The sequence below is a fragment of the Pseudomonas sp. FG98 genome (assembly GCF_057808595.1).
This window is the reverse complement of record NZ_JBMDIJ010000001.1, coordinates 254212-276682: the sequence shown is the minus strand read 5'-3', so window position 1 is coordinate 276682 and position 22471 is coordinate 254212. Positions and strand designations below refer to the sequence as shown.

Here is a 22471-nt window from a genome sequence, read left to right as displayed (position 1 = left end):
TCATACGAGCGGGCTGAAGAGCTCGCTGCCCCTGGAACGGTACGTGACCTGGGTGGTGGACCATCGGCGGTGGGTCATCGCCATCGTGCTGGCGCTGTCGGCGTTCTTTGCGTTCTTTGCCGCCAAGCAGCAGGTCATCATCAACCCGGCGGCCGTGGTGCCGCAGAGCCACCCGTACATCAAGGCGACCAACACCATCGAGAAGATCTTCGGCTCGAAGTACCTGGTGGTGATCGGTCTTACCCCGACCCAGGGCGACGCCCTGCAGCCCCAGGTGCTGGAGGCGGTGAAGCGCATCACCGACAAGCTCTATGCGGCGCCGTCGGTCACCAAGCAGACGCTGCTCAGCTTGTCCTCGCGGCAGGCCAAGAGCATTCGCGGCAACGCCGACGGTTTCGAGGCCAGACCGCTGTTGGGTGACCAGTTGCCGTCCGGTGCGGTGCAGATCGAGGAGCTGAAGGCTGCGATCAACGCTAACCCGGTGTATCGGGATACGGTGATCTCCAGTGACTGGCGCACCGCGACGATCATGCTGGAGCTCAAGGAGAACCCCAACGGCTTCGGCGCGATGCTGTCCGATGTCCACCAGATCCTGAGCCAGGAGAACACGCCGGGCATCGAGATCTCCATGAGTGGTAACCCGGTGTTCCTGCATCAGGCGGAGGTCTTTGCCGACCGGATCAACTGGCTGTTCCCGATCGCGGTACTGGTTATCGGCCTGCTGCACTACGAAGCATTCCGGACCCGCCAGGGGCTGATCCTGCCGCTGGTGACGGCGCTGCTGTCGGTAGTCTGGGGTGTTGGGATCATGGGGTTGATGAAGGTCCCGATGGACATCTTCAACTCGCCGACGCCGATCCTGATCCTCGCCGTGGCGGCGGGACACGCGGTGCAGTTGCTCAAGCGCTACTACGAACGCTTCATCGAGCTGGTGAACGGTCAGCAGATGGACCCTGTGGTGGCCAACCGGCTGGCGACGATCCAGTCGCTGGCGGCGGTGGGCCCGGTGCTGGTGATCGCTGGCGGTGTGGCGGCCCTCGGGTTCTTTTCGCTGGTGGTGTTCGAACTGGAAACCGTGCGGGCATTCGGCATCTTCACCGGCATCGGCATCCTGGCGGCCGTGCTCCTGGAATTCACCTTTACCCCGGCAGTGCGAGCCGGCCTCAAGCCGCCATCGGCCGCGCAGATCGATACCGAGACTAAACCTCGGATCTGGGATCGCCTAAGCGCACGCATCGCTCACCTGGTGGTGACCCCTCACAGCCGGCACTGGATTCTCGGCGGTTTCGTGGTGCTGATTGGCGTGGCGGTTGCCGGCTGGCCGCTGGTGCATGTGGATAACTCCAGCAAGAGCTTCTTCTCGGATTCGCTGCCCCTGCAGCGTGATGACAACCTGCTGAACAGTCAGACCGGCGGGACCAACGTGCTCTACGTGATGGTCGATACCGGCGAAGCCGACGGAGTGAAGGACCCTCGGGTACTGGATGCGATCCGCTACCTGCAGGCGGACGCGGCGAAGCGCCCGATCGTGGGCAAGACGCTGTCCATCGACGACTTCCTCCAGCGCATGCACGAAGCGGCGTCGGGCGACACGGGAGCGGTGACGCCACTTCCCGATGACCGCGAGCTGATTGCCCAGTACCTGTTCCTCTACTCGATGTCAGGGGATCCGGAGGACTTCTCGGCCCACGTCGATTACGAGTACCGGCGGGCAAAGATCGCGATCATGTTGCGCACCAACAGCAACGCCGAGATCGATCACCTGGTGAACGAGCTGCGCCAGGTCGCGAGCGAGCATTTCCCCGGCAATGTCACCGTGTCGTTCGGAGGTGAGGTCGCGCAGACCCTGGCGGTCACCGATGTGATGGTGCACAGCAAGCTGCTCAACATCGCCCAGATCCTCGGCGTGATCTTCGCGGTGTCGGTGATCGCGTTCCGCTCGGTGATCGCCGGCCTGCTGGTGCTGTCGCCGCTGCTGGTGGTGCTGTCGCTGGTGTTTGGCGTCATGGGCTACTTCGGTGTGCCGCTGAACATCCCCAACTCGCTGATTTCGGCCATGGCGGTTGGTATCGGCGCCGACTACGCGATCTACCTCATCTACCGCATCAGCGAATACACGGCCCAGGGCAAGGTGTTGCCCGAGGCCGTGGAAATGGCGATGAAAACCGCCGGCAAGGCCTGCCTGTTCGTCGCCACCGCCGTGGCCGGGGGTTATGCCGTCCTCATGTTCTCCTACGACTACAAGGTTCATATGTGGCTTTCTACCTTTATCGTGCTGGCGATGCTGGCGAGCGTTCTCGCAACCCTGACCCTGATCCCGAGCGCCATCCTGGCCTTCAAACCCGGCTTCATCTTCCAGCGCCGCTCCGGTGACCGTGGCGCCGTGCTGCTGATCATCCTGGCGGCCATCGGCTTCCTGACGTATTCGCAGGTCGGCTGGTCTGCGGAACTGGAGGCGAAAGAGATCATGGAGCGCAACGCGGCGGTCACCCGCTTCAGCACCTCCAAGGCCGATGCCGAGTTCGTGCTGCAGACCAAGGACGGCAGCCAGCGGACCCGCAAGTCCAACATGGCCTCGAAGCTTCAGGACAACGGGCAGGACACCATGCGCCTGGTGCGCTTCGAAGCGCCTGCGGATATTCGCGGAACCACCACCTTGCTGGTCGAGCGGACTGCCCAGGACGACGAGATGTGGGTCTATCTGCCAGCGATGAAGCGGGTGCGCCGTCTGGTAGCTTCGAACAAGAAGGACAGCTTCATCGGTACCGACTTCAGCTACGGCGACGTGATGGGCCACAAGGTCAGTGACTGGAAGCACACCCTGCTCAGGCAGGAGACCCGTGACGGCGTCGAACACTACGTCATCGAGTCGCTGCCCGCCGAGGACAGCGTGCGCACCAACTCTGGCTACGCGAAGCGCCTGACCTGGATTCGCAAGGACAACTTCGCGACCACCTATGTGGAGGCGGCCGACGTCAGCGGGGAGCCGTACAAGCAGTTCTCCTTCACTGATATCCAACTGGTGGATACCGCCAACGGCAAGTGGCAGCCCATGAAGACCGAGGGCAAGAACCTGCAGAGCGGTCACACCACCACCATCACCTTCTCCAACTTCAAGGTGGGTGAGGCGTTGAGCGACAGCCTCTTCTCGGCGAACAACATGGCTTCGCGCTAAGGAGAGGACATGAGCGGGTCTTTTTCCCCCGGCTGGTGGGCTGGCGCGGTCGTGCCCCTGGTTTTCTCGGTGGGCGCCTTCGCCGATGTGCCTGAAGTCACCGGTGAAGTTGCGGCAGGGGTTTGGTCATCGAACCGGATGCTGGATGACCGCCACACGATTTCCTCCAATCGCGCCAAGCTCAAACTCGACTGGCAAGCCAGCGAGAGCCTGAGCTTCAGCAGCGAGGTCTGGGCCCTGTCGTCCCCTGAGCGGCTGGACGGCAGGCGGGAGGATGCCGGGGTCAACGAGTTGTATGTGAAAAGCAGCGAAACCCTGTGCGCCCCTGCACTGGGCAAGAAGCTGGTGATGTGGGGCCGGGCCGACGGGATCAACCCCACCGACCAGGTATCCCCCAGCAACTACAGGCGCCTGACCCCGGAGACAACGGATCAGCGCACCGGCAACTGGGGGCTGCACCTGGACTGCGCCGCCGGTGCCGGAAAGCTGCAGGTCCATGTCCTCGACCGTTTCCGCTTCAACGAGGTGCCGCTGGAGAAAACGCCTGGCGTGACCTTCCGCGAGCAGGACCCGGATGTCCGCCCCACGGTGGCGGTGAAGTACGACGTACTGGGTTCGGATGCGGACTGGTCGATCAGCGTGATCGATGGTCACGACCTGTTTCCAACCTTCGCGGTGCGCAGTGCCACAACTGCCGGCGTGACCCTCGGCCAGCATGCAACCCGCATGCGGATGTTCGGCGGCGACTTCACGATCGTTCGCGGCGAAATGGCCTATCGGGGAGAAATTGCCTGGGTGGACTTCGAACAGTCGTCCGACCCAACGGTGGCACGCCGGCAGCCCTACACCTCGGCGATCGGCGGCGCCGAGTGGTACATCGGAGATCGCGAAACCGTTTCCCTGCAAGGTTTCTGGCGGCATTTGCGCTCGGTATCGAGCATCGCCAACGATCCCCTGATGGCCCAGGTGCAGGCGGCTCAAGCCTTGATCAGCAACGAACTGGACCGTGACCAGTACGGACTGACGCTGCGCTATGCCAGGCCACTGTTCGATTCGAAGGCCGACCTGGACCTGTTCGCCGTGTGGACCGAACCCCGTAATGACTGGATGCTTCGGGGTCGCTTGAAGTACGCGATCACCGATTCATGGCGGGTCAGCACCGGGTTCGACATTTTCCGGGGGCCTCAGGATTCATTCCTGGGGCACCTGCGAACGAACTCGCTGACCTTCGTGGAGGCGAGCTATCTCTGGTGAAGTCCGATGGGTGCGATAGAAATATCCGGTAGTCCGCATATTTGAATTGGCATATATTTGGATTTCCAGATATTTCAGCCGCCCGGTGGGCGGCCTCCAGGAGGCTACATGCCGGAAGCCCTGACTCCCCCCATCGTTTTCAAATGCCTGGCTGACGACACCCGGGTCCGGATGACCCTGCTGATCGCCCGCGAAGGCGAACTCTGTGTCTGCGAACTTACCCACGCGCTTGAACTGAGCCAGCCGAAGATCTCCCGGCATTTGGCCCAGTTGCGCGAGGCTGGAATCCTGATGGATCGCCGCAAAGGCCAGTGGGTGTACTACCGACTGCATCCCGAACTGCCGCAGTGGGTGGACGTGATGCTGAAGGGCGTGGTCGATGCGAACCAGGAATGGTTGAGCCCCGATGCGCTGCGCCTCGCCGAAATGGGCGAGCGGCCGCAGAGCCCTGCGGCTTGTGCTTGATCCCTCCCGTCGCTGATTGAGTTGTAGTCATGCTGATCGCATTTTTGATTTTCCTGGTGACGATCTTTCTCGTCATCTGGCAGCCCAAAGGCCTGGGCGTGGGCTGGAGCGCCGCACTGGGGGCCGTTGTGGCACTGCTGGCGGGCGTCGTGAGCCTGTCCGATATCCCCGTGGTCTGGCAGATCGTGTGGAACGCTACCGCCACCTTCATCGCCGTCATCATCATCAGCCTGTTGCTGGATGAGGCGGGCTTCTTCGAGTGGGCGGCATTGCACGTGGCGCGCTGGGGCAAGGGCAGCAGCCGCAAGCTGTTCGCCTTCATCATCCTGCTGGGCGCCGCCGTCTCGGCGTTGTTCGCCAACGACGGTGCGGCACTGATCCTGACCCCGATCGTCATCGCCATGTTGCTGGCCCTGCGTTTTTCCCCGGCGGCGACGCTGGCATTCGTCATGGCGGCGGGCTTCATCGCCGACACCGCGAGCCTGCCGCTGGTGGTGTCCAACCTGGTGAACATCGTCTCCGCCGACTACTTCGGCATCGGTTTCAGCGAGTACGCCTCGGTCATGGTGCCGGTGAACCTGGTCAGTATCGCCGCCACCTTGGGCATGCTGCTGTGGTTCTTCCGCAAGGACCTGCCGCGTACCTACGAACTCGACCAGTTGAAGGCTCCCGAAGCCGCTATCCGTGACAAGGCGACGTTCGTTGCCGGCTGGTGGGTGCTGGCGCTGTTGCTGGTCGGCTTCTTCGCCATTGAGCCGCTGGGCGTTCCGATCAGTGCCATCGCTGCCGCCTGTGCGCTGATCCTCTACCTGATCGCCGCTCGCGGGCATGTGATTTCGACTCGCAAGGTGCTCAAGGAAGCGCCCTGGCAGGTCGTGGTGTTCTCGCTGGGCATGTACCTCGTGGTCTATGGGCTGCGTAACGCTGGCCTCACCGACTACCTGACGCAGATCCTCAATGTCTTTGCCGGCTACGGGATCTGGGGCGCTTCCCTTGGAACGGGGCTGCTCGCCGCTGGCCTGTCGTCGGTCATGAACAACATGCCCACCGTGCTGGTAGGCGCGCTGTCGATCCACTCCGCCGAGGCCACCGGCATCGTGCGCGAGGCCATGATCTACGCCAACGTCATCGGCTGTGACCTCGGCCCGAAAATCACCCCCATCGGCAGCCTGGCCACCTTGCTGTGGCTGCACGTGCTGGCCCGCAAGAACATCGTCATCACCTGGGGCTACTACTTCCGCACCGGCTTCGTCCTGACGCTGCCGATCCTGCTTGCCACCCTGGCCGCATTGGCCATCCGCCTGAGCTTTTGAACCGGAGATACCTGATGAAAGTCTTGTTCATGTGCACCCACAACAGCTGCCGCAGCATCCTGTCCGAGGCGCTGTTCAATCACCTGGCCCCCGAGGGTATGGAAGCTGTGAGCTCGGGCAGCTTCCCAAGCGGCAAGGTCAATGAGCGGGCACTGAAGACCCTGGAAGCCGCCGGTATCTCCACCGCTGGCCTGTCGAGCAAGGCCTCGGATGCCTTCGAGAACTCTCCTCCCGACATTGTCGTCACCGTGTGCGACCGCGCTGCCGGCGAAGCCTGCCCGATCTTCTTCGGCCCATCGCTCAAAGCCCACTGGGGCCTGGCCGACCCTTCGGCAGTCAGCGGGAGCGAAGCGGAGATCGAAGAGGCTTTCCAGAACACGCTGGCGAAGATCGATGTGCGCGTGCGCGCCTTCATTGCGCTGCCTTTCCCGCAACTGAGCCAGGACGAGCTGAAAGCCGAGCTTGCCCGCATCGGCGCGCTGTAGGACCTGGATCAATGGAGACCGAAATGAACGACCATCTGCCCAATGTCCAGCCAGAACTGCTTGATCTGCCGTCACTGGAGCGGCTGGAACCGAAGGATCCTTCCACGCATAAACCGCGCATCCTGCTGCTGTACGGATCGACCCGTGAGCGCTCGTTCAGCCGCTTGATGGTCCAGGAGGCTGCGCGCCTGCTGGAAGAGTTCGGTGCCGAAACCCGTATCTTTGATCCTTCCGGCCTGCCGCTGCCGGATGACGCTCCGGACTCACACGAGAAGGTGCTGGAGCTGCGCGAGCTGATGCAATGGTCCGAAGGCCAGGTGTGGTGCTCGCCTGAGCGCCACGGCTCGATGAGCGCCGTGTTCAAGGCACAGATCGATTGGGTACCGCTGGCCATGGGCGCCGTTCGTCCAACCCAGGGCAAGACTCTGGCTGTGCTGCAGGTCTGCGGTGGTTCGCAGTCGTTCAACGTGGTGAACCAATTGCGTGTGCTGGGCCGCTGGATGCGGATGTTCACCATCCCCAACCAGTCCTCGGTACCCAAGGCGTTCCTGGAGTTCGACGACGCCGGGCGGATGAAGGCGTCTTCCTTCTATGATCGTCTGGTCGATGTGATGGAAGAGCTGACCAAGTTCACCCTGCTGCTGCGCGATCGCCAGGATTACCTGGTGGACCGCTACTCCGAGCGCAAGGAGTCGGCGGAAGAGCTGTCCAGGCGAGTCAATCAGCGGTCCATTTGAGGTCATGAGCATGTCGCATCCCTACTCGATGAAATCGCTGCCCCATGCCCCGGGAGCGCTGATTTTCACACCCTGCCCGGGCACGCAGGTCAGCGATCTTGCTGAAAGCCTGGAGACGCTGAAGCAGGCTGGCGCCGTGGCGCTGGTGACACTGATGTCGGATACAGAGCTTCAGGAAAACGGCGTTGCCGAGCTTGGCGTCGCGCCCAGGCAGCATGGCTTGGAGTGGTATCAGCTGCCGATCGAGGATGATCAGGCTCCTGATCAAAGCTTCGAGGCTCGGTTAGGAGAGATTCGCCACCAGTTGGACGCTTTGCTCGCTTCCAACAAGGCCCTGGCCATCCACTGCAAGGGCGGCTCCGGCCGCACCGGGCTGTTCGCTGCCCGTCTGCTGATCGAATCCGGAATGCCGCGCCGCGAGGCGATCGCATGGGTGCAGGCGCTTCGCCCACGGGCGATTCAGAAGCCGGCGCACATCAACTACATCAACCAGTTCGGCGAAGGCTGAGCGCTCCAGCCAGACAGGAGAAACCATGGCCACCGAAGGCGAACTACTCGATGTCATCGTGATTGGCGGCGGGCAGTCCGCGCTGACGGTGGCCTATTTTCTCAAGCGGGCCAAGCTGTCGTTCTTGCTGCTCGACGCCGAAGAGGCTGCGGGCGGGGCGTGGCGCCATGGTTGGGAATCGCTGACGCTGTTCTCGCCCTCCGCATGGAGCTCGATCGCGGGCTGGCCGATGCCGCCAGTCACCGAAGGCAATCCCGATAGGGATCACGTGGTCAGCTATCTGGAGCAGTACGAGGCGCGCTACGGGTTTCCAATCGCTCGCCCCGTCAGCGTCACGTCGGTGGAGCGAACCGGGCGTGGCCTTCGTGTTCGCTCGAAGGACCGCGACTGGGAAGCCCGTGCCGTCATCAGCGCGACGGGGACCTGGAGCAAACCCTATGTTCCGGCCTATCCGGGGACAGAGCTGTTCCGGGGGCAGCAGATTCACTCCGCTCATTACCAGTCACCAGAGGCTTTCGAAGGAAAGCGGGTGCTGGTCGTTGGTGGTGGCAACTCGGGGGCGCAAATCTATGCGGAGCTGTCCGAGGTCGCCGACGCTACGTGGGTAACCACGGAGGAGCCGGCGTTTCTGCCAGATGATGTTGATGGTCGGGTGCTGTTCGAACGCGCTACCGAGCGCCTCAAGGCTCAACAGGAAGGCCGTGTTATCGACGCACCGGTCGGCGGGCTTGGCGATATCGTCATGGTGCCCTCGGTGGTTCGTGCTCGCGAGCGCGGGGCTCTTCTTGCTGTAAGGCCTTTCGCTTCATTCACGCCGGATGGGGTCGCTTGGCCCAACGGTGAGAAAACCCAGGTCGATGCCGTGATCTGGTGTACCGGATTCCGGCCGGCGCTGGATCACTTGCTGCCGCTGGGCGTGCTGGATGACGACGGCAGGGTCGAGGTGGACGGTTCGCGTTCTATTCGTGAGCCGCGCCTCTGGCTGGTCGGATATGGCGACTGGACCGGCCTGGCCTCAGCGACGCTGATCGGAGTCACCCGTACCGCGCGCAGCACCGTCAACGAAGTAGTCGAATATCTGAACAGCTTGGAGCAGCCGGATGCGTAGCGGAATCGAGATTCGTGTCGCCAGACCAGAGGATGCAGAAGAGATCCAGGCTATCTACGCACCCATCGTGCTCAACACGGCCATCTCATTCGAAGAGGCAGTGCCGAGCGTGGAGCAGATGCGGGAGCGGATCGCCACGACGCTGCAAACCTACCCGTATCTGGTGGCGGTGCAGCAGGGCCGGGTAATTGGCTATGCCTACGCCAGCCAGCACCGGGCGCGTGCGGCGTATCGCTGGGCGGTGGATGTGACGGTGTATGTCGCCGAGGGTCAGCGCCGCAGTGGGGTTGGTCGGCACCTCTATGACGTGCTGCTGCCGGTTTTGAAGCGTCTGGGGTATCGCTCGGCGTATGCCGGCATTGCCTTGCCGAATGGAGGCAGTGTCGGGCTGCACGAGCGACTCGGTTTCCAGCACATCGGGACGTTTCCCCAGGTCGGGTTCAAGCTCGATGCCTGGCATGACGTGGGGTATTGGAGGTTTGAGCTGGGTGGTGACAGCCTTCGTCCTGATGATCCCGCGCGTTTTCAAGCAATCTGCTGAAAAGGTAGATCTGGGGCTTGCGGTGCGAAACGCTGGTCTTTCAGCGTACTTGTTTTGCCCTCTCCGGGATCGGCCCCCTCCCAGTGGCTGCTTTTCTAGTTTCGTGCTTATCTTGGTGGCCATCATGATGGTGGCCATGGCGAGTTGTTTCGGGGCTCGGGGTGATGGTCATGATCGACTGTGGTGGGAGGCTAAGCATCAGCGCTGCACAAATGGCTGGCCCTGCTTCTATAGGTGAGGTTCAAGGAGACGCTGGTCAGTGAAGATTAGAAGACTGAATATCAAGAGCTTTCGAGGTATCAGCGAGCTGGAGTGGAACCTACCGGAGGGGCACGTCTTTTGCCTGATCGGCAAAGGTGATTCGGCTAAGTCGACGATTCTGGACGCGATACGGTATGTGTTCTATCCCCAGTGGAACCTCACTCTCAGTGATTCTGACTTCCATAAGGGCAACATCGAGGAGTCCATTGTCATTGAGGCGACAATTGGCGACCTAGTCGATGATTTCTGCTCGTTCAAGAAGTACGGTCAGTACCTGAGGGGTTGGGACAAAGACACGCTCACGATTGCAGATGAGCCTGACGATCACCTGGAGAGCGTCCTCACCGTCAGGCTCACCGTTGGGAAGGACCTTGAGCCTCAATGGGTCGTGACCTGCGATCGAACTCCGGAAGGTGTTCAGTTCAAGCAGGCTGATAGAAACAAGGTCAGTGTCGGCTTGATCGGGGCTTTCAGCGAGCGGCAACTTTCCTGGGCCACGGGTACTGCCCTGTCGAAGCTGACTGAAACACAGAGCCTGAATGAACTGTTGGCAGACGCCTCCAGGAATGCTCGATCGTCACTGGATGCTAACCGGACAGAGACGTTGAAGAATTTCGATGCTGCAGCATTGAAGTCGCAACAAATTGCCAAGCTCCTGGGGGTACCGGTCACCGACGCATACAAGGCGCATCTGGATCTGAACTCCATCAATCTGAGGGTGGGCGGGCTAGTGTTGCATGACGGCGAAATTCCGTTGCGGCAGCTGGGGCTTGGATCTAGGCGCATGCTGTTGTGCGGGATCCAGAAAGTCGGGCTTGAGGAAGGCCACATCACTCTGTTTGACGAAGTGGAGTTTGGCTTGGAGCCTCACCGGATCACTCGACTGATCAAACACATCAGAGAGGATGACCAAGGCCAGTATTTCCTGACGACCCACTCACCGACGGTGCTCCGCGAGTTGACCGTGGAGGAGCTTTACGTTGTACACCGTGCAGATGGGGTGGTGCAGGTCACCCCCGTAGCGGGTAAAGGTCTCGAAGAGCACGGGTTGCAAGGAAAGGTTCGCTCGAGCTCCGATGCTTTCCTGGCAAAAAAGGTCGTCGTATGTGAAGGCGCCACAGAGGTCGGCTTCCTCCGTGGATTTGATGACTATCAGGTCGACAGCTCAAAGGATCCGCTGTCGTTCCATGGGGTGGCGTTGCTGGACGTCGGTGGGGGCTCGAAGGTGAAAGCAATTGCCAAGGCCTTTAACGCGCTTCACTACCACGTCGCCGCATTTGCTGATGCTGACGCTGACGACCAGTTTTCCCAAGCTGATGCAGATGAACTCACTGCGTTGGAAATTACAGTTTTCATGTGGAGCGACAAGCTCTCGCTAGAACAACGGGCCTTCCGCGATTTGCCTTGGGCTGATGTTGTTGTGAGCGTCCAGCTTGCAAGAGACAGCTTCGGATACTCCGTTCGTGACCAAGTCGTGTCCAAGTTTGGCAGTGCACTCGACAGCGATCTCGGCACTTGGAAAGACAGTCCTGAATTGAGGACGGCGATCGGCGACACGGCCAAGAAATCTAACTGGTTCAAAGACATCACCCGCGGTGATCTCTGGTTCAAGGCCATCAGGCCTGCGTTCAAGGACGAGGCGTTCGCGAAGACGAATCTTGCCATCCAGCTCAATCAACTGTGGGCGTGGATCGAGCATGTCTGAAGAATTGGTCATCAAGCTGAACGGTTGTGCTGGCAGAGGGTACGTCATTGCCCCTGCGGGGTATGGGAAGACGCAACTCATTGCGTTGGCAGTGCGTGCATCTACCGGTAGACAACTCGTGTTGACCCACACCTTTGCGGGTGTGAACTCGATCAAGACGAAAATGAATGCGTTGGGCGTGCCGTCCTCAATGTACCAGGTGGACACGATCGCGAGCTGGTCACTGCGTTTGTGCTTGGCGTATCCGAAGACCTCGGGATGGGTTACAGACAACCCGACTGATGAACAGTGGAATCAGCTATACGTGAGTTGCTCCGCCCTTCTTGGGAAGTCGTTCATTCGCCGTGCCGTCGCCAGCACCTACGCAGGTGTTTATGTCGACGAGTACCAAGATTGCTCAGACCTTCAGCACTCACTTGTTTGCGCCTTGGCCGAATTTCTGCCCTGCCGAGTGCTCGGTGATCCGATGCTGGCCATTTTTGATTTCGACGGCTCGAAGCCGGTGGACTGGGAGGCGAGCATTTACCCCACCTTCGAATGTTTGGGTGAGCTGAACATTCCTTGGCGCTGGGCTAATAATCCGCAGCTTGGCGCTTGGCTCAAAGACGTACGCAACAGGATCCAGGCGGGACAAAACATAGATTTGCTGGGCAATCGGCCACCTTGTGTAGTCCGGTATCGGACCGATCCTGAATTCTTGGAGGCCAAGCAATTCTCATCGCTCTATGAATTGCTGGCTCACAACGAAAGTGTTATCGCACTGCACGGTGGGGACCAGCAATCGAAGAACAAGACACATGCACTGGCCCGTCGGATGGCTGGGAAATTTTCTTCAATAGAAGAAATCGAGGGTAAAGGTCTCCACTCGTTTCTCAAGCAGTTGCAGGGGGCGAAAACCACCCAGAAAGGCTTTCTCTTGGCGGTTGAGTTTGCGAAGAAGTGTTTCACTGGGGTAGCTGGTGTGCTGACAGCCGGCACCAAGCGTGGCGAGGTTACAGGCTTGCGGAAAACCACTAAGCATCCAGCACTCTTAGAGGCAGCGAATGCTTACCTTGAAGACTCCACCAGCTCACATCTGATGAGCTTTTTCCTGGAGCTGAAAGCCAATCCTGAAACCGGAGCCTACCGGCGTGATCTTTTAAACCGGCTGCTTCAGATTCTGAAGCTGCATGGTGAAAACCAAGGGATGACGCTTATTGAGGCAGGGAAGATCTATCAACGTGACATGCGGCATTCGGGTCGTCCTGTACGCCACAAAAAACTCATCGGGACCACCCTGCTGGTTAAGGGGTTGGAGTTCGACCACGCGGTCATCCTGGATGCGGACTCTCTTGATGCGAAAGACCTGTACGTTGCAATGACGCGGGGTACCAAGTCCCTCACGATAATCGGGTCCAGTAGACACCTGCCCGTGAGATAGCTGAGTCCGCTGTTACGCTGAGCGGACTATCCTGCCACGAAGCTGTTTGCGGCGGCGACTTTCGCCTTGCTTGGCTTGCTGGGCTTGCCGTTTGAGCGGTCAGGATTGAACGCTGGCCATCTATCTCTCAGTCCACGAACCAGATACCGATTGGTTCGGTCCATCTGGTTTCCCAGGTCGTAGTAATCGGCCTGCTTATAGGAAATAAGGTCGAGGTGATACAGGTTCAGCGAGCCCGTTTTGACTTTTCATAGAGTTATGTTGATTTGCGACGCTGGATTATTGGCTTGTGTTTTGTGCTAAAGCTAAATTTAGTTGAAATAGCGATAGTCGTAATCAAAAAATTCAACGACAATTTCCTTTGCTTCATCAATGAGTGAGTCATTTTGTGTTTCTTGCTGATTTGAAATTATTCTTAAAGTAGACGCGATTTTTTGCCCCTGAGATTTTGCATAGTCCAATTGGAGCATTTGTACGAGTTTTTCGCCACTGTAGAGGTTGTTAACTTCAGTTTTCAGCTCTTCGATTATATTTGCGCTATGGACTAGCTTATGTAGTTTTAATAAGCCCTGTGCACCACGGTTAGAATGCTCTAGGGCTATCGTGTCTGCCTCTGCATATGAAATTACTTTTATAAGTTCTCTCGTTGGTGTCAACCAGTCCGTAATGCTTCTTGAGGCTGAAATTCTTTCATTTCCTGAAAAATACATTATCTCATCAACGACGCTTTCAATGGCTTTGGTTTGGGTCTCTAGTTTGTCTAGGAATAGTCCTGTTTTTTGTTTGGTTAGTTTTACATTGCCATTACCACTGAAATGTTCGTCGAATTTTATAATTAGTGTTTTTTGTAATTGCGCTAAGCAGATAATCGCATTTTCCGCTGGTGTCTGTTGTTTTGGGTTTTCAAGATGTAAGATTAGGTCTTTTAGGTTTTTGGATAATTCGTCTAGTGCATTTTCTTTGCCTGGCTTGTTTAGATCTACTTTAAACGTGCATGAGGTAGGTCTATTTTCAGGGAAAATAAAATGGTAAAGCCTATCTATATCTGAAAATTTAATACGGTTTCGCTTTCCCACAGTTTCCATGAAGATTTTGAAGTGCTCTAGATGCTTTACATATTGATCAAATGTTAGTGTGCTAACCTGTCTATTAATAGCTTCTGCGTTTAGTTTCTGCTGCTGGTTTAAGAATAACAATGTCAGAGTCGTAGCCAGTCCACCGACCAGTGTGAACACCCCGCCCAAAATGGAACCAAAAACGCCCCAATGTTGCGGGTCGCTTGATATTTCTCCACTCATGTGCAGTCTGTACTGAAGTAATATGATCACGGGGACCAATATACTCAGTGGGAGCAAGACTCGAAACAGAATTTTGTAAATACTCATAATTTCCCTGTGGATATTTATAGCGGTAGCTTGTATGTGCTAGCGAGGGTTAAATTCTCAAGCTATTCCTAGGCGTAAATCCCTCAAATGGTCGAATAACTGATTCTCAATGTCACCATGACTGTTGGAGTCTAACAACTTCTTGTAAAGTTTAAAATAGTGGTAAATCGCAGTTGCGGCAATGTTTCTGGTCTCATCTATCATAGAGTGCTCTAGTCTAAATTTTCCTGTGTGAACCAGTCTTGAGCGGACGTCGTATATGTTTTTTATGGAGTTGTGCATTTCTAAACGCTTGGCCTTAGGGTAGCAAAGTAACGCTGTGTATTCTGCCAATGTGATTTTTATTGGCGTATTTTTGTCTCTAGAGAATAATGCCTCAAGAGCGATTACATAGCTAACAAACTCGAGCACTTTGTCGTTTGTGTATAAGCCTTTTGTGAAGAAATATAAGGCGCTTCTGATTCTCGAAAATATTTTATCTCTTCGAGAAAATATTTGATTAACGAAGCTTTCGAATTGATGCTTTCTGAGATATTTAAAAAGATCGTCAGAAAGATTGGTGCTCAAAAAACATTGGAAATCTAATGTGGTCCGAGCTACTTCCCCGTCATTCTTTCCAACAAAGAAGGAGTGGTAAACGGGCTCGACTCCCCTAGGCCACGGGTTGCGTCGTCCGCCGTTCAGAACAGCATAAACCTCAAGCAGGCTGAAGAAATAACTGCGCTTTGATTCAGAGCTTTCATTTCTGGATTCTTCAGAGCCATGAACCTCGAACGTCAAGAGTGGAAGTTTTTTCAATGCTCCACTACTTGTTCCTTCATCGCTTTTGTGTGAGAAACTTGTAGAGCATACATTTTTTACGCCATATATTCTTTTCAGTCGTGACTCAAGTTCTTTGGCGCTTTTTGTGGCGGGAATCAAATGAAATCGACCAAATTTTTTTACTCTGGTCAGTGAGTAATTTCGAAACATTTTAAATAGTGAAGGTGGTGTTCGTATGGGGTTGATGGCCACCCAGTCTAGCGAGTCTTTATAATCTTCAATGAAAGTGGCGACACGCCTAGCTATTTCCGCGGCGTCATAAATTTCTTCTTGGCAAATAAGTTCGTGGAGCACTGATTGAAAGAATTCCCAGTCTAGGTGCCTTTTCGAATAGTCGGTGGAAAAAAGAGCATCGTACAACCTCTCGCTTTCCTCAAAAACATGAAAGGAACCTTCATAGGTAGGATCATCTTTTGTCTTAAGGTGTTCGATATATTTCGGAAGCAAAGATCTAAGCTCTTGTGTTAAGCGCTTCTGGTTTATTAGATGGATTTTTTTAGTGTCGAGTTCATCCATTGCTCTATTTCCTTTTTTGTTTCGTTAAGAGTTTCATGTATTAAAGTAGACGCGTTATTTGGTTTTACGCTATATCTTTCAAGTGACTTTGGATGATTAAATTCACCGCTGCTTCGAATAGGCTATCTTTAACTAGGGGCAGTCAATAAGCCGTCTAAATTTATCTATTATGATGTGTTTCTGACTGCATCTATTTTTAAAGGATCGATGGTGACATCGACTCGACTTAACTATGCCCCCTCGATTTTTTGGGAGGGCGCGTATTCCTGCTTTCGCATACAAACTCGGTATGAGCCAATTTTTTAAGCTATGGATGATGGCAGTTTTTAGCGTAATCATAGGTCGACTTCCATTTCAGTAGTATCAAAGTGAGATTACGAAAATCACACCTTGCCCTGCAAACGTCTTGTTCGTTTCCCTGACCGAAGAGGAAAGCGAGCGTCATGTTTGAGATGCTGTATGCATATACACCAGGGCGTCCAAGGGTATAGATATTCAAAGCCAGTACCCCATCGGAGGATGAGACCCATGCTGGAAACTGCAGGAACGGCCGCAATTCAGGCGATAGTTAAAGCACTGATTGATCGAATGCTCACCCGTAAGCCCTCCGCACCAGCGGCGCCGGAATCGCAAAGTTACGCTGTGGATGTTGGCCACCGCATCCGTATTCTGCGGCAGGATCTGCTGGGGCTGAGTATGCGCCAGATGTGTGAGGTGATTGGCTTGTCTCAGGTATCGCAGTTGGAAGCCTTTGAGGCCGGCGCGCAGGAGTTTCCCTTACAGCTCACGCGCGAGCTGGAAGCGAGGTTCTTCCTTAACCCCGATTTTCTCGACGGTGGCACCGCTTCAGTTTTCAGGTCATTTAGCGTGGACACACCCACCTGTGCCCAGTATTTGGCACAGGGGTTTTCGCCTGTAGTGATCTGCAATCCATCCGAGCGGGGAGATTTGTATAGCTACATTACCTTTGAGCGCGAGGCTGCAGGCTATCGAGAAATTCACGTAGGCAATCTGTTGTGCTCGTTTAATTCTAACGGCGGTGGCAGGCTGAACCTTCAGTACCTTATTCATGCCTTGGAACACGTGGGTCTTCTAGGCTCAGCGGTCAAGATCTACCGGGTGTCGTCGCGCGCCTGGGAGGCCGCGCGATTTGACTGTTACCAATTGAAGACGGCAGATGTCCACCTCCGCTGCTCGGATTGGGAATGTATGGAGATCTGGAGACGATGGTGCGAAGAGTCCGGTGTCCGAATTCACAGTTGGGCGATGTGAGTGCTGAGGGCGGCGAAATGTAGAATTTCTATATTTATCAATAAGATACTAATAGGTGACAGTCTTTATTGTTTGTTGCCTCGCCGTGAGCGTGGAATTTTGCTGGCTGTGACAGCTTTACCGAGTTGTCGGATGACTCCAGAACCCCCGGAATGCAGGCTTCTGAGATGACAGACTTTATTGTCGGAAATCAGCCCGTTACCAAAAAATAGAAGCGGTTACCTGTGGCTGCTCTCCCTACGGAGGGCGGCCACAGCGATTCAAGTTGAAGGACCTAGCTAGCCCCTGAATCAGCGCCTTGCCTTTTCAAGAAATAAACCACCAGGCAGATAACAGCCAACCCAAACGCCGTATACAGAGAGTTCTCGAAGGTCGAGATACTGGCCCGGTACAGATTGAGTTCGCACTCATACTGCCGACGACAAATCGCAGTGCAATACTCGACACCGTCAATCCAGCAAGCAACAACCGACCGTCCATAGTGCCGCAGCACGATATTCTGCCCAATGCCCTTGCTGAAACCGCTCCGGACTCTGGTGTAGCCCTCCACCGCACTGAACTTCAAAAGTTTGCCCGAATCACCCACCTCTACAACGAAAGTGGTGCTTCTTTGCGTACTGGATGCAATGGCGACGAACCTGCCTTCGGTTCGCAATAACACGCCATCCGAAACAGCAGGCTCATTCGCCCGGGCGTAAACATAAAACCCCAGGAACATTAGAAAACCCAGGGCGAAAACAACGCTCGACACCAACCATTTGTTGCCCGCAAAAAGGTCGTCCCTGATCTTGAACATGGCTTGTCGCTCCTTTCCATTCGCCTGCGGCGAACAACTTGAGCCAAGCATAGATTTCAAAGGGCAATGCCGTCGTATCCCGCCTAGCCCTCCTCGGAAAATCCAAGCCCGCGAATGAACAGTGAAAACAGTTCGGGTTGCGACGAGATATCCAGTTTCGCGTAGAGATGCCGACGATGGGCCTTGATGGTCTCGGGTGAGATGCCCAGGCGCTGCGCCATGGCTTTGGAGGAGTAGCCACGAAGGACCAGGCGCACGATCTCGAGCTCTCGTTCCGACAGCACGCCTTCGCCGAATCTCGCCAGCGCATCGCTGACGTGGGGCTGTGGATTATCAGGTATGGCGGCCCTGGTCCAGTGCTGTCCCAGCAGGGCTAGTACCCATGCGCTCGCCAGGGCCAGCTTGCCCAGCTCGGCCGGGTCGAATGCCCTGCTCATGCCGAGGGATAGCGACAGGACGCCGCCTGGCACCTGCAGCAGGTATTGCACTTCGTCGACCAGCACATGGTCCTGGAAGTAGTTCAGGTAGTAGTCGCTCTGCCGAAAGTGATCCGGGGCAACTTCTTCAAGGTGGTAGAAGCCGCTCGCCAGGCCTTCGTGAGCGGCCTGGTAGAACGGGTCCAGCAGATAGAGTCCGTCGAGGTACAGCGCACTGGCCGTTGCCGCCGGTGCCGCGTCGTATTCCTCCAGGGCCTGGGGTGCGCCTTGCGCGGGGAAGTGGATAGCCAGCGCATTGTCGAAGGGCACCAGCTGGCGCAGCAAAAGGATGAATTGCCGCCAGAAGCGCGGGCCGCCGATGTGCTCGATGGTTCTCGCCAGAGCGGCGTGACGGATGACTTCATGAAACAGGCTATCCACGGCGGATTCCTCTGCTGGGGTCCGGCATTGGTACGTGATTCCCGGTGACTGTCAACGGGGGTACCCCCATCGGGGAATTGTTCACCCGCAGGCCGCTGCCTACAGTCGGCGTCATCAAGCGCGCCAACGAGCCCGCAAAAAAACTCATTTCCGTTCTGCCTCCCCTAACTCGTACAACAACGTGAGGATGAACACATGACGTCCCGTAATGCTCCCCCTGAACTGAAGCCCACGCTCAGCGTGCCCGATGTGGTGGCAATCACCGTATCGTCCGTCACACCCGCCAGTTCCGTTTTCGTCATCGCCCCGTTCGCGATCGCCCAGGCCGGCACCGGCGTGATCTGGGCCTTCGTCCTGGGCGGTGTGTTGGCCCTGATGTTCGCGCTGTGCTACGCCGAGCTGGGGCGTGCCCACACTGCGGCAGGTGGCGAGTATGTCTTTGCCAAGCGGGTATTCGGCGGAATGGCGGGGTATGCCACTTTCCTGACCGTGCTGGCGATGCTGCTGTTCATCCCGCCGGTCCTGGCGACAGGCGCCGCGACCTACCTCAATGCTGCGCTGGGAACCGGGTTCGACGGCCAGACCGTGGCGCTGGTGATCGTCGCGTTGAGCTATTTGCTGGGCATCCTGAATATCAAGCTGAACGCCTGGGTCACCGGCGCTTGCCTGTTCCTCGAGGTTGCGGCGCTGATGGTGATCGTGGTGCTGGGCTTCGGTCATGCCCAGCAGCCGGTGAGCACCCTGATCAATCCGCTGATGGTGGACCACGGGATCCTGCAGGCGGCGCCCTGGGCCCTGGTCGTCGGTGCGATAGGAACGGCGCTTTTTTCCTTCAACGGCTACGGTGGGGCGGTGCTTCTCAGCGAGGACATGAAGTGCGGCGGCCGCGGTATCCCCAAGGCTGTGCTGTGGTCCCTCGTGCTGGTGCTCGCAATCGAGGTCATTCCCCTGGTCGCCCTGCTGGTGGGCGCACCGTCCCTGGAAGACATGCTGGCCAGCCCCGACCCGATCGGCTACCTGCTGACCGCCCATGGCAATGAAACCCTGTCGAGGCTGGTCAGCGCAGGCATCTTCCTGTCGGTGTTCAACGCCATCATTGCCCTGGTCATCCAGATCGGGCGGGTGATCTACAGCAGCGGTCGGGATGAACTGTGGATGCCGGCAATGAATCGTGCCTTCACCCGTATCCATCCCAAGTGGGATTCTCCGTGGCTGGCCACGCTGTTCCTGGCCGTTCCGTCAGCAGCGCTGACCTTTAGCTCGAACCTTTCGGAACTGACGTCCTTCACCGTCCTGCTGATTCTCTGCGTCTACCTTGTCGTTGGCTTGTGCGCGCTGTTCAGCCGTGTGCTGCGCCGCGATCGCGAGCATCCGTACCGCATGCCGTTGTGGCCTCTGCCTGCAATGGTGGCGGTGATCGGGGCCGGCTACCTGCTGGTGACATTGCTGGGCAGTGCATCCGCCCGCGATATATTCGTCCTCCTTGGAATCCTGGTTTCGTCCCTGGTGCTCTACGGCACCTACGGCAAGCTGAGCCCTGCGTTCCAAAAACTCTGAGTGAGATACAGCATGCGAGCACGTGATTTAGGCATCACCCTGGGGCTTGGCCAACCCGGTCCGCACAACGCCATTACCGATGTGCCAGGCGTGCGTGTCGGCCATGCGAGCCTGGAAACAACCCACGAAGGCAAGCCGGTGCGTACAGGCGTCAGCGTGATCGAGCCACGAGACGGTGCGGCACGTTTCCAGCCGTGCTTCGCGGGCTGCCATGTGCTCAACGGCAATGGCGATGCCACGGGGCTCGAGTGGATCCGCGAGGCGGGGCTGCTGACCACCCCCATCGCGACCACCAACACCCACAGTGTCGGCGTGGTGCGTGATGCACTCATCGCCCACGAGCATGCAACGCTGGCGGACCCGTCGGTGTACTGGTGCATGCCGGTGGTCATGGAGACCTATGACGGTGTGCTCAACGATATCTGGGGACAGCATGTGGATGCCGGGCTGGTCCGGCAGGCGTTGGCGGCTGCGGCCTCCGGACCCGTGGCCGAAGGTGCCGTGGGTGGCGGCACCGGCATGATCTGCCACGAATTCAAAGGCGGCATCGGCACGGCCTCTCGGCGCTTGCCGGAGGAGCAAGGCGCATGGACCGTTGGCGCATTCGTGCAGGCTAACCATGGTCAACGCCGGGAACTGCGCGTGGATGGCTACCCTGTCGGGCGGGCACTGCTCGATATCCCGTCGCCCTTTGCCCGGCAGGATACCCCCGGCATGGGCTCGATCGTCGTGGTACTGGCCACTGACGCTCCGTTGTTGCCGCACCAGTGCCAGCGACTGGCCCAGCGTGCCTCGCTGGGCATCGCCCGCACCGGGGGCGGCACCGATGACTCCAGTGGGGACATCTTCCTGGCGTTCTCCACGGGCAATACCGGATTGGCCCAGGCCGACTACAACCGTCGCGACCTGCCCAGGACCGCCAGGGTCGAGATGGTCAACAACGATCACATCTCCTCCCTGTTCGGGGCGGCGGCGGAAGCGGTCGAAGAGGCGATCATCAATGCGCTGCTGGCCGGGCGGACCATGCATGCGGCTGATGGGAGGGAAGTTCCCGCGTTGAGCGGCTCTCGTTTGCTGCATGCGCTGGAGCAAGTGGGCTGGCAAGCAAAACCCGAGGACTGAGCCGCCGGGAGAGATGGCAAGGCGGCTTTCAATCAGGCCGCCATGCTTGGCGCGGCTCTCCCTGGCGTCCGCTTCATCACAGTGACTTGGGCAGCCTGACGACCCAATCCCCCGGCCCGGTAATGGCCAACCCCGCATACAGCACGGCAAACAGCCAGGCGAACTGCGCCTCTCCCAGTGTCCACTCCGGGTGCACCACCACCAGCGCCACACCGAGCACGGCCAGTACCGGCAGGCAAGCCAGTCGGGCAAACACACCGAGGATCAGCAACAGCGGACAAACCACCTCGGCAAACACCGCCATTGCCAGGGTCAGTGTTGCCCCCAGTCCAAACGGATCCTCGATCCGCTGCAGCTCGACGCTCCAGTTGAGCAGCTTCGGCAAACCATGGATCTGCAGCAGTAGCACGGCCGCCGAAACCCTCAGAAAGAGCAGGCCGAGGGGCAACGAGAGGTCTTTTGTGAGGCGTTGGATATTCATTCGATGAGACCTTGTTTCGAGAAGTGAAAGTGTCGATACCTAGCGGCTGAGCGGACGCCCCATGGCATGCCTCAACGCCGAGGGGGCCACCCGGAAAATCAGCAAAGCAAGCACTCCAGCCCCCAGTGTCACCAGGCCAATCTCCAGGTAGTCCTTGAGGCTGTCGAAGGCATGGAGGATCGCTTCGCCGAAGCCAGCGCCCAGAGCCAGTGCACTGCTGCTCCAGAGCATTGAACCCAGCAGGCTGCAGGTAACGAAGTGCGCCTTGCTCATGCCGATCTGCCCCGCCAGCAAGGTGGAAACCGCGCCCGCTCCCGGGATGAACCTGGCGAACACCAGCACCACCGGCCCATGCCGCAGGTAGGCTTTTCGCCCCCGGGCCAGGGCGGCACTCATCCTTGGCGAGCTGTGCCCGATGTGGCGGGTGAGGGCGTCACCGAAGCGTGCGCCGAGGCAGTACCAGAGGCTGTCGGCCAGCAGGCAGCAGAGCATCGCCAGCGCGACGATCAGCGCGGGATCCGGGGAGCCCTGCTCGCTGGCGAAGGCTCCGGCCAGCACCAGCGACGGGTAGGACGGCACCGGCAGGCCGAGCTGATCGCCGAATACGTTCAGGGCCAGCAGTGACAACGGATGATTGGTTGCGAAGCTCTCGACAAGACCCATGGCGACACCTCTGGCAAAAGGGATGAAA

The 22471-nt window shown here is 57.8% G+C and carries 20 protein-coding genes; 14 read left to right on the top strand and 6 right to left on the bottom strand.

Annotated elements, in window-relative coordinates:
• Nucleotides 1–43 precede the first annotated feature (43 nt).
• From ACODSK_RS01275 to ACODSK_RS01225, 11 genes are all read left to right on the top strand, one after another.
• On the top strand, nucleotides 44–3175 hold the full coding sequence (locus ACODSK_RS01275; protein ID WP_489013244.1) for an outer membrane lipoprotein-sorting protein: 3132 nt from the start codon (nucleotides 44–46) through the stop codon (nucleotides 3173–3175).
• A gap of 9 nt (nucleotides 3176–3184) precedes the next feature.
• Nucleotides 3185–4429: a hypothetical protein gene (locus ACODSK_RS01270; protein ID WP_489013243.1), complete on the top strand. Its 1245-nt coding sequence runs from the start codon at nucleotides 3185–3187 to the stop codon at nucleotides 4427–4429.
• A 108-nt stretch (nucleotides 4430–4537) separates the two neighbouring features.
• On the top strand, nucleotides 4538–4894 hold the full coding sequence (locus ACODSK_RS01265; protein ID WP_489013241.1) for a metalloregulator ArsR/SmtB family transcription factor: 357 nt from the start codon (nucleotides 4538–4540) through the stop codon (nucleotides 4892–4894).
• 29 nt (nucleotides 4895–4923) lie between these two features.
• Entirely contained in the window at nucleotides 4924–6207 is a 1284-nt protein-coding gene (locus ACODSK_RS01260) for an arsenic transporter (RefSeq protein ID WP_489013239.1), read from the top strand.
• A 14-nt stretch (nucleotides 6208–6221) separates the two neighbouring features.
• The gene (locus tag ACODSK_RS01255; protein ID WP_489013238.1) at nucleotides 6222–6692 is read left to right on the top strand and encodes an arsenate reductase ArsC; all 471 of its coding nucleotides are present in this window, start codon (nucleotides 6222–6224) and stop codon (nucleotides 6690–6692) included.
• A gap of 23 nt (nucleotides 6693–6715) precedes the next feature.
• Nucleotides 6716–7429, top strand: coding sequence for an arsenical resistance protein ArsH (gene arsH, locus ACODSK_RS01250; RefSeq protein ID WP_489013236.1), 714 nt, complete (start codon nucleotides 6716–6718; stop codon nucleotides 7427–7429).
• Nucleotides 7430–7433: 4 nt separating this feature from the next.
• Entirely contained in the window at nucleotides 7434–7937 is a 504-nt protein-coding gene (locus ACODSK_RS01245; protein WP_489013234.1) for a cyclin-dependent kinase inhibitor 3 family protein, read from the top strand.
• Between the two features lie 25 nt (nucleotides 7938–7962).
• Nucleotides 7963–9045: an ArsO family NAD(P)H-dependent flavin-containing monooxygenase gene (locus tag ACODSK_RS01240; RefSeq protein ID WP_489013232.1), complete on the top strand. Its 1083-nt coding sequence runs from the start codon at nucleotides 7963–7965 to the stop codon at nucleotides 9043–9045.
• Nucleotides 9038–9586: an arsinothricin resistance N-acetyltransferase ArsN1 family B gene (locus tag ACODSK_RS01235; protein ID WP_489013230.1), complete on the top strand. Its 549-nt coding sequence runs from the start codon at nucleotides 9038–9040 to the stop codon at nucleotides 9584–9586. Before ACODSK_RS01240 ends, ACODSK_RS01235 begins: the two co-directional genes overlap by 8 nt.
• Before the next feature lie 259 nt (nucleotides 9587–9845).
• Nucleotides 9846–11552: an ATP-dependent nuclease gene (locus tag ACODSK_RS01230; RefSeq protein WP_489013229.1), complete on the top strand. Its 1707-nt coding sequence runs from the start codon at nucleotides 9846–9848 to the stop codon at nucleotides 11550–11552.
• A complete protein-coding gene (locus tag ACODSK_RS01225) occupies nucleotides 11545–12972 on the top strand; it encodes a UvrD-helicase domain-containing protein (RefSeq protein WP_489013227.1) in 1428 nt (475 codons plus the stop codon). The genes ACODSK_RS01230 and ACODSK_RS01225 overlap by 8 nt, the downstream gene beginning before the upstream one ends.
• Nucleotides 12973–13283: 311 nt before the next feature.
• On the opposite strand, the gene ACODSK_RS01220 is transcribed toward ACODSK_RS01225, so the two are convergent.
• On the bottom strand, nucleotides 13284–14270 hold the full coding sequence (locus tag ACODSK_RS01220; protein WP_489013226.1) for a hypothetical protein: 987 nt from the start codon (nucleotides 14268–14270) through the stop codon (nucleotides 13284–13286).
• Nucleotides 14271–14414: 144 nt separating this feature from the next.
• Nucleotides 14415–15695, bottom strand: a complete 1281-nt coding sequence (locus ACODSK_RS01215; RefSeq protein ID WP_489013224.1) for a hypothetical protein — start codon at nucleotides 15693–15695, stop codon at nucleotides 14415–14417.
• A gap of 528 nt (nucleotides 15696–16223) precedes the next feature.
• Here ACODSK_RS01215 and ACODSK_RS01210 point away from each other — a divergent pair.
• The gene (locus ACODSK_RS01210) at nucleotides 16224–16967 is read left to right on the top strand and encodes a helix-turn-helix domain-containing protein (protein WP_489013223.1); all 744 of its coding nucleotides are present in this window, start codon (nucleotides 16224–16226) and stop codon (nucleotides 16965–16967) included.
• Between the two features lie 274 nt (nucleotides 16968–17241).
• Here the strand turns inward: ACODSK_RS01210 and ACODSK_RS01205 are convergent, their stop codons facing one another.
• A complete protein-coding gene (locus ACODSK_RS01205; RefSeq protein ID WP_489013222.1) occupies nucleotides 17242–17763 on the bottom strand; it encodes a hypothetical protein in 522 nt (173 codons plus the stop codon).
• A gap of 83 nt (nucleotides 17764–17846) precedes the next feature.
• A complete protein-coding gene (locus ACODSK_RS01200; RefSeq protein ID WP_489013220.1) occupies nucleotides 17847–18620 on the bottom strand; it encodes a helix-turn-helix transcriptional regulator in 774 nt (257 codons plus the stop codon).
• Between the two features lie 195 nt (nucleotides 18621–18815).
• On the opposite strand from ACODSK_RS01200, the gene ACODSK_RS01195 reads away from it, so the two are divergent.
• Together ACODSK_RS01195 and ACODSK_RS01190 are read left to right on the top strand one after the other, a co-directional pair.
• Nucleotides 18816–20177, top strand: coding sequence for an APC family permease (locus tag ACODSK_RS01195; protein ID WP_489013218.1), 1362 nt, complete (start codon nucleotides 18816–18818; stop codon nucleotides 20175–20177).
• A 12-nt stretch (nucleotides 20178–20189) separates the two neighbouring features.
• Nucleotides 20190–21299 carry a DmpA family aminopeptidase gene (locus tag ACODSK_RS01190; RefSeq protein ID WP_489013216.1) on the top strand — a complete coding sequence of 370 codons (1110 nt, stop codon included), beginning with the start codon at nucleotides 20190–20192 and terminating at the stop codon, nucleotides 21297–21299.
• Nucleotides 21300–21375: 76 nt separating this feature from the next.
• Here ACODSK_RS01190 and ACODSK_RS01185 read toward each other — a convergent pair whose 3' ends face one another.
• Both ACODSK_RS01185 and ACODSK_RS01180 read right to left on the bottom strand, forming a co-directional pair.
• Nucleotides 21376–21780: a DoxX family protein gene (locus tag ACODSK_RS01185; protein ID WP_489013214.1), complete on the bottom strand. Its 405-nt coding sequence runs from the start codon at nucleotides 21778–21780 to the stop codon at nucleotides 21376–21378.
• 39 nt (nucleotides 21781–21819) lie between these two features.
• Nucleotides 21820–22443 carry a DedA family protein gene (locus ACODSK_RS01180; RefSeq protein WP_489013212.1) on the bottom strand — a complete coding sequence of 208 codons (624 nt, stop codon included), beginning with the start codon at nucleotides 22441–22443 and terminating at the stop codon, nucleotides 21820–21822.
• Nucleotides 22444–22471 lie beyond the last annotated feature (28 nt).

What these genes read in the sequence shown, in the direction of transcription:
- ACODSK_RS01270 (WP_489013243.1), top strand. Translation starts at nt 3,185, where the DNA reads ATGAGCGGGTCTTTTTCCCCCGGCTGGTGGGCTGGCGCGGTCGTGCCC.
- ACODSK_RS01265 (WP_489013241.1), top strand. Translation starts at nt 4,538, where the DNA reads ATGCCGGAAGCCCTGACTCCCCCCATCGTTTTCAAATGCCTGGCTGAC.
- ACODSK_RS01260 (WP_489013239.1), top strand. Translation starts at nt 4,924, where the DNA reads ATGCTGATCGCATTTTTGATTTTCCTGGTGACGATCTTTCTCGTCATC.
- ACODSK_RS01255 (WP_489013238.1), top strand. Translation starts at nt 6,222, where the DNA reads ATGAAAGTCTTGTTCATGTGCACCCACAACAGCTGCCGCAGCATCCTG.
- arsH (WP_489013236.1), top strand. Translation starts at nt 6,716, where the DNA reads ATGAACGACCATCTGCCCAATGTCCAGCCAGAACTGCTTGATCTGCCG.
- ACODSK_RS01245 (WP_489013234.1), top strand. Translation starts at nt 7,434, where the DNA reads ATGAGCATGTCGCATCCCTACTCGATGAAATCGCTGCCCCATGCCCCG.
- ACODSK_RS01240 (WP_489013232.1), top strand. Translation starts at nt 7,963, where the DNA reads ATGGCCACCGAAGGCGAACTACTCGATGTCATCGTGATTGGCGGCGGG.
- ACODSK_RS01235 (WP_489013230.1), top strand. Translation starts at nt 9,038, where the DNA reads ATGCGTAGCGGAATCGAGATTCGTGTCGCCAGACCAGAGGATGCAGAA.
- ACODSK_RS01225 (WP_489013227.1), top strand. Translation starts at nt 11,545, where the DNA reads ATGTCTGAAGAATTGGTCATCAAGCTGAACGGTTGTGCTGGCAGAGGG.
- ACODSK_RS01220 (WP_489013226.1), bottom strand. Translation starts at nt 14,270, where the DNA reads ATGAGTGGAGAAATATCAAGCGACCCGCAACATTGGGGCGTTTTTGGT.
- ACODSK_RS01215 (WP_489013224.1), bottom strand. Translation starts at nt 15,695, where the DNA reads ATGGATGAACTCGACACTAAAAAAATCCATCTAATAAACCAGAAGCGC.
- ACODSK_RS01210 (WP_489013223.1), top strand. Translation starts at nt 16,224, where the DNA reads ATGCTGGAAACTGCAGGAACGGCCGCAATTCAGGCGATAGTTAAAGCA.
- ACODSK_RS01205 (WP_489013222.1), bottom strand. Translation starts at nt 17,763, where the DNA reads ATGTTCAAGATCAGGGACGACCTTTTTGCGGGCAACAAATGGTTGGTG.
- ACODSK_RS01195 (WP_489013218.1), top strand. Translation starts at nt 18,816, where the DNA reads ATGACGTCCCGTAATGCTCCCCCTGAACTGAAGCCCACGCTCAGCGTG.
- ACODSK_RS01190 (WP_489013216.1), top strand. Translation starts at nt 20,190, where the DNA reads ATGCGAGCACGTGATTTAGGCATCACCCTGGGGCTTGGCCAACCCGGT.
- ACODSK_RS01185 (WP_489013214.1), bottom strand. Translation starts at nt 21,780, where the DNA reads ATGAATATCCAACGCCTCACAAAAGACCTCTCGTTGCCCCTCGGCCTG.
- ACODSK_RS01180 (WP_489013212.1), bottom strand. Translation starts at nt 22,443, where the DNA reads ATGGGTCTTGTCGAGAGCTTCGCAACCAATCATCCGTTGTCACTGCTG.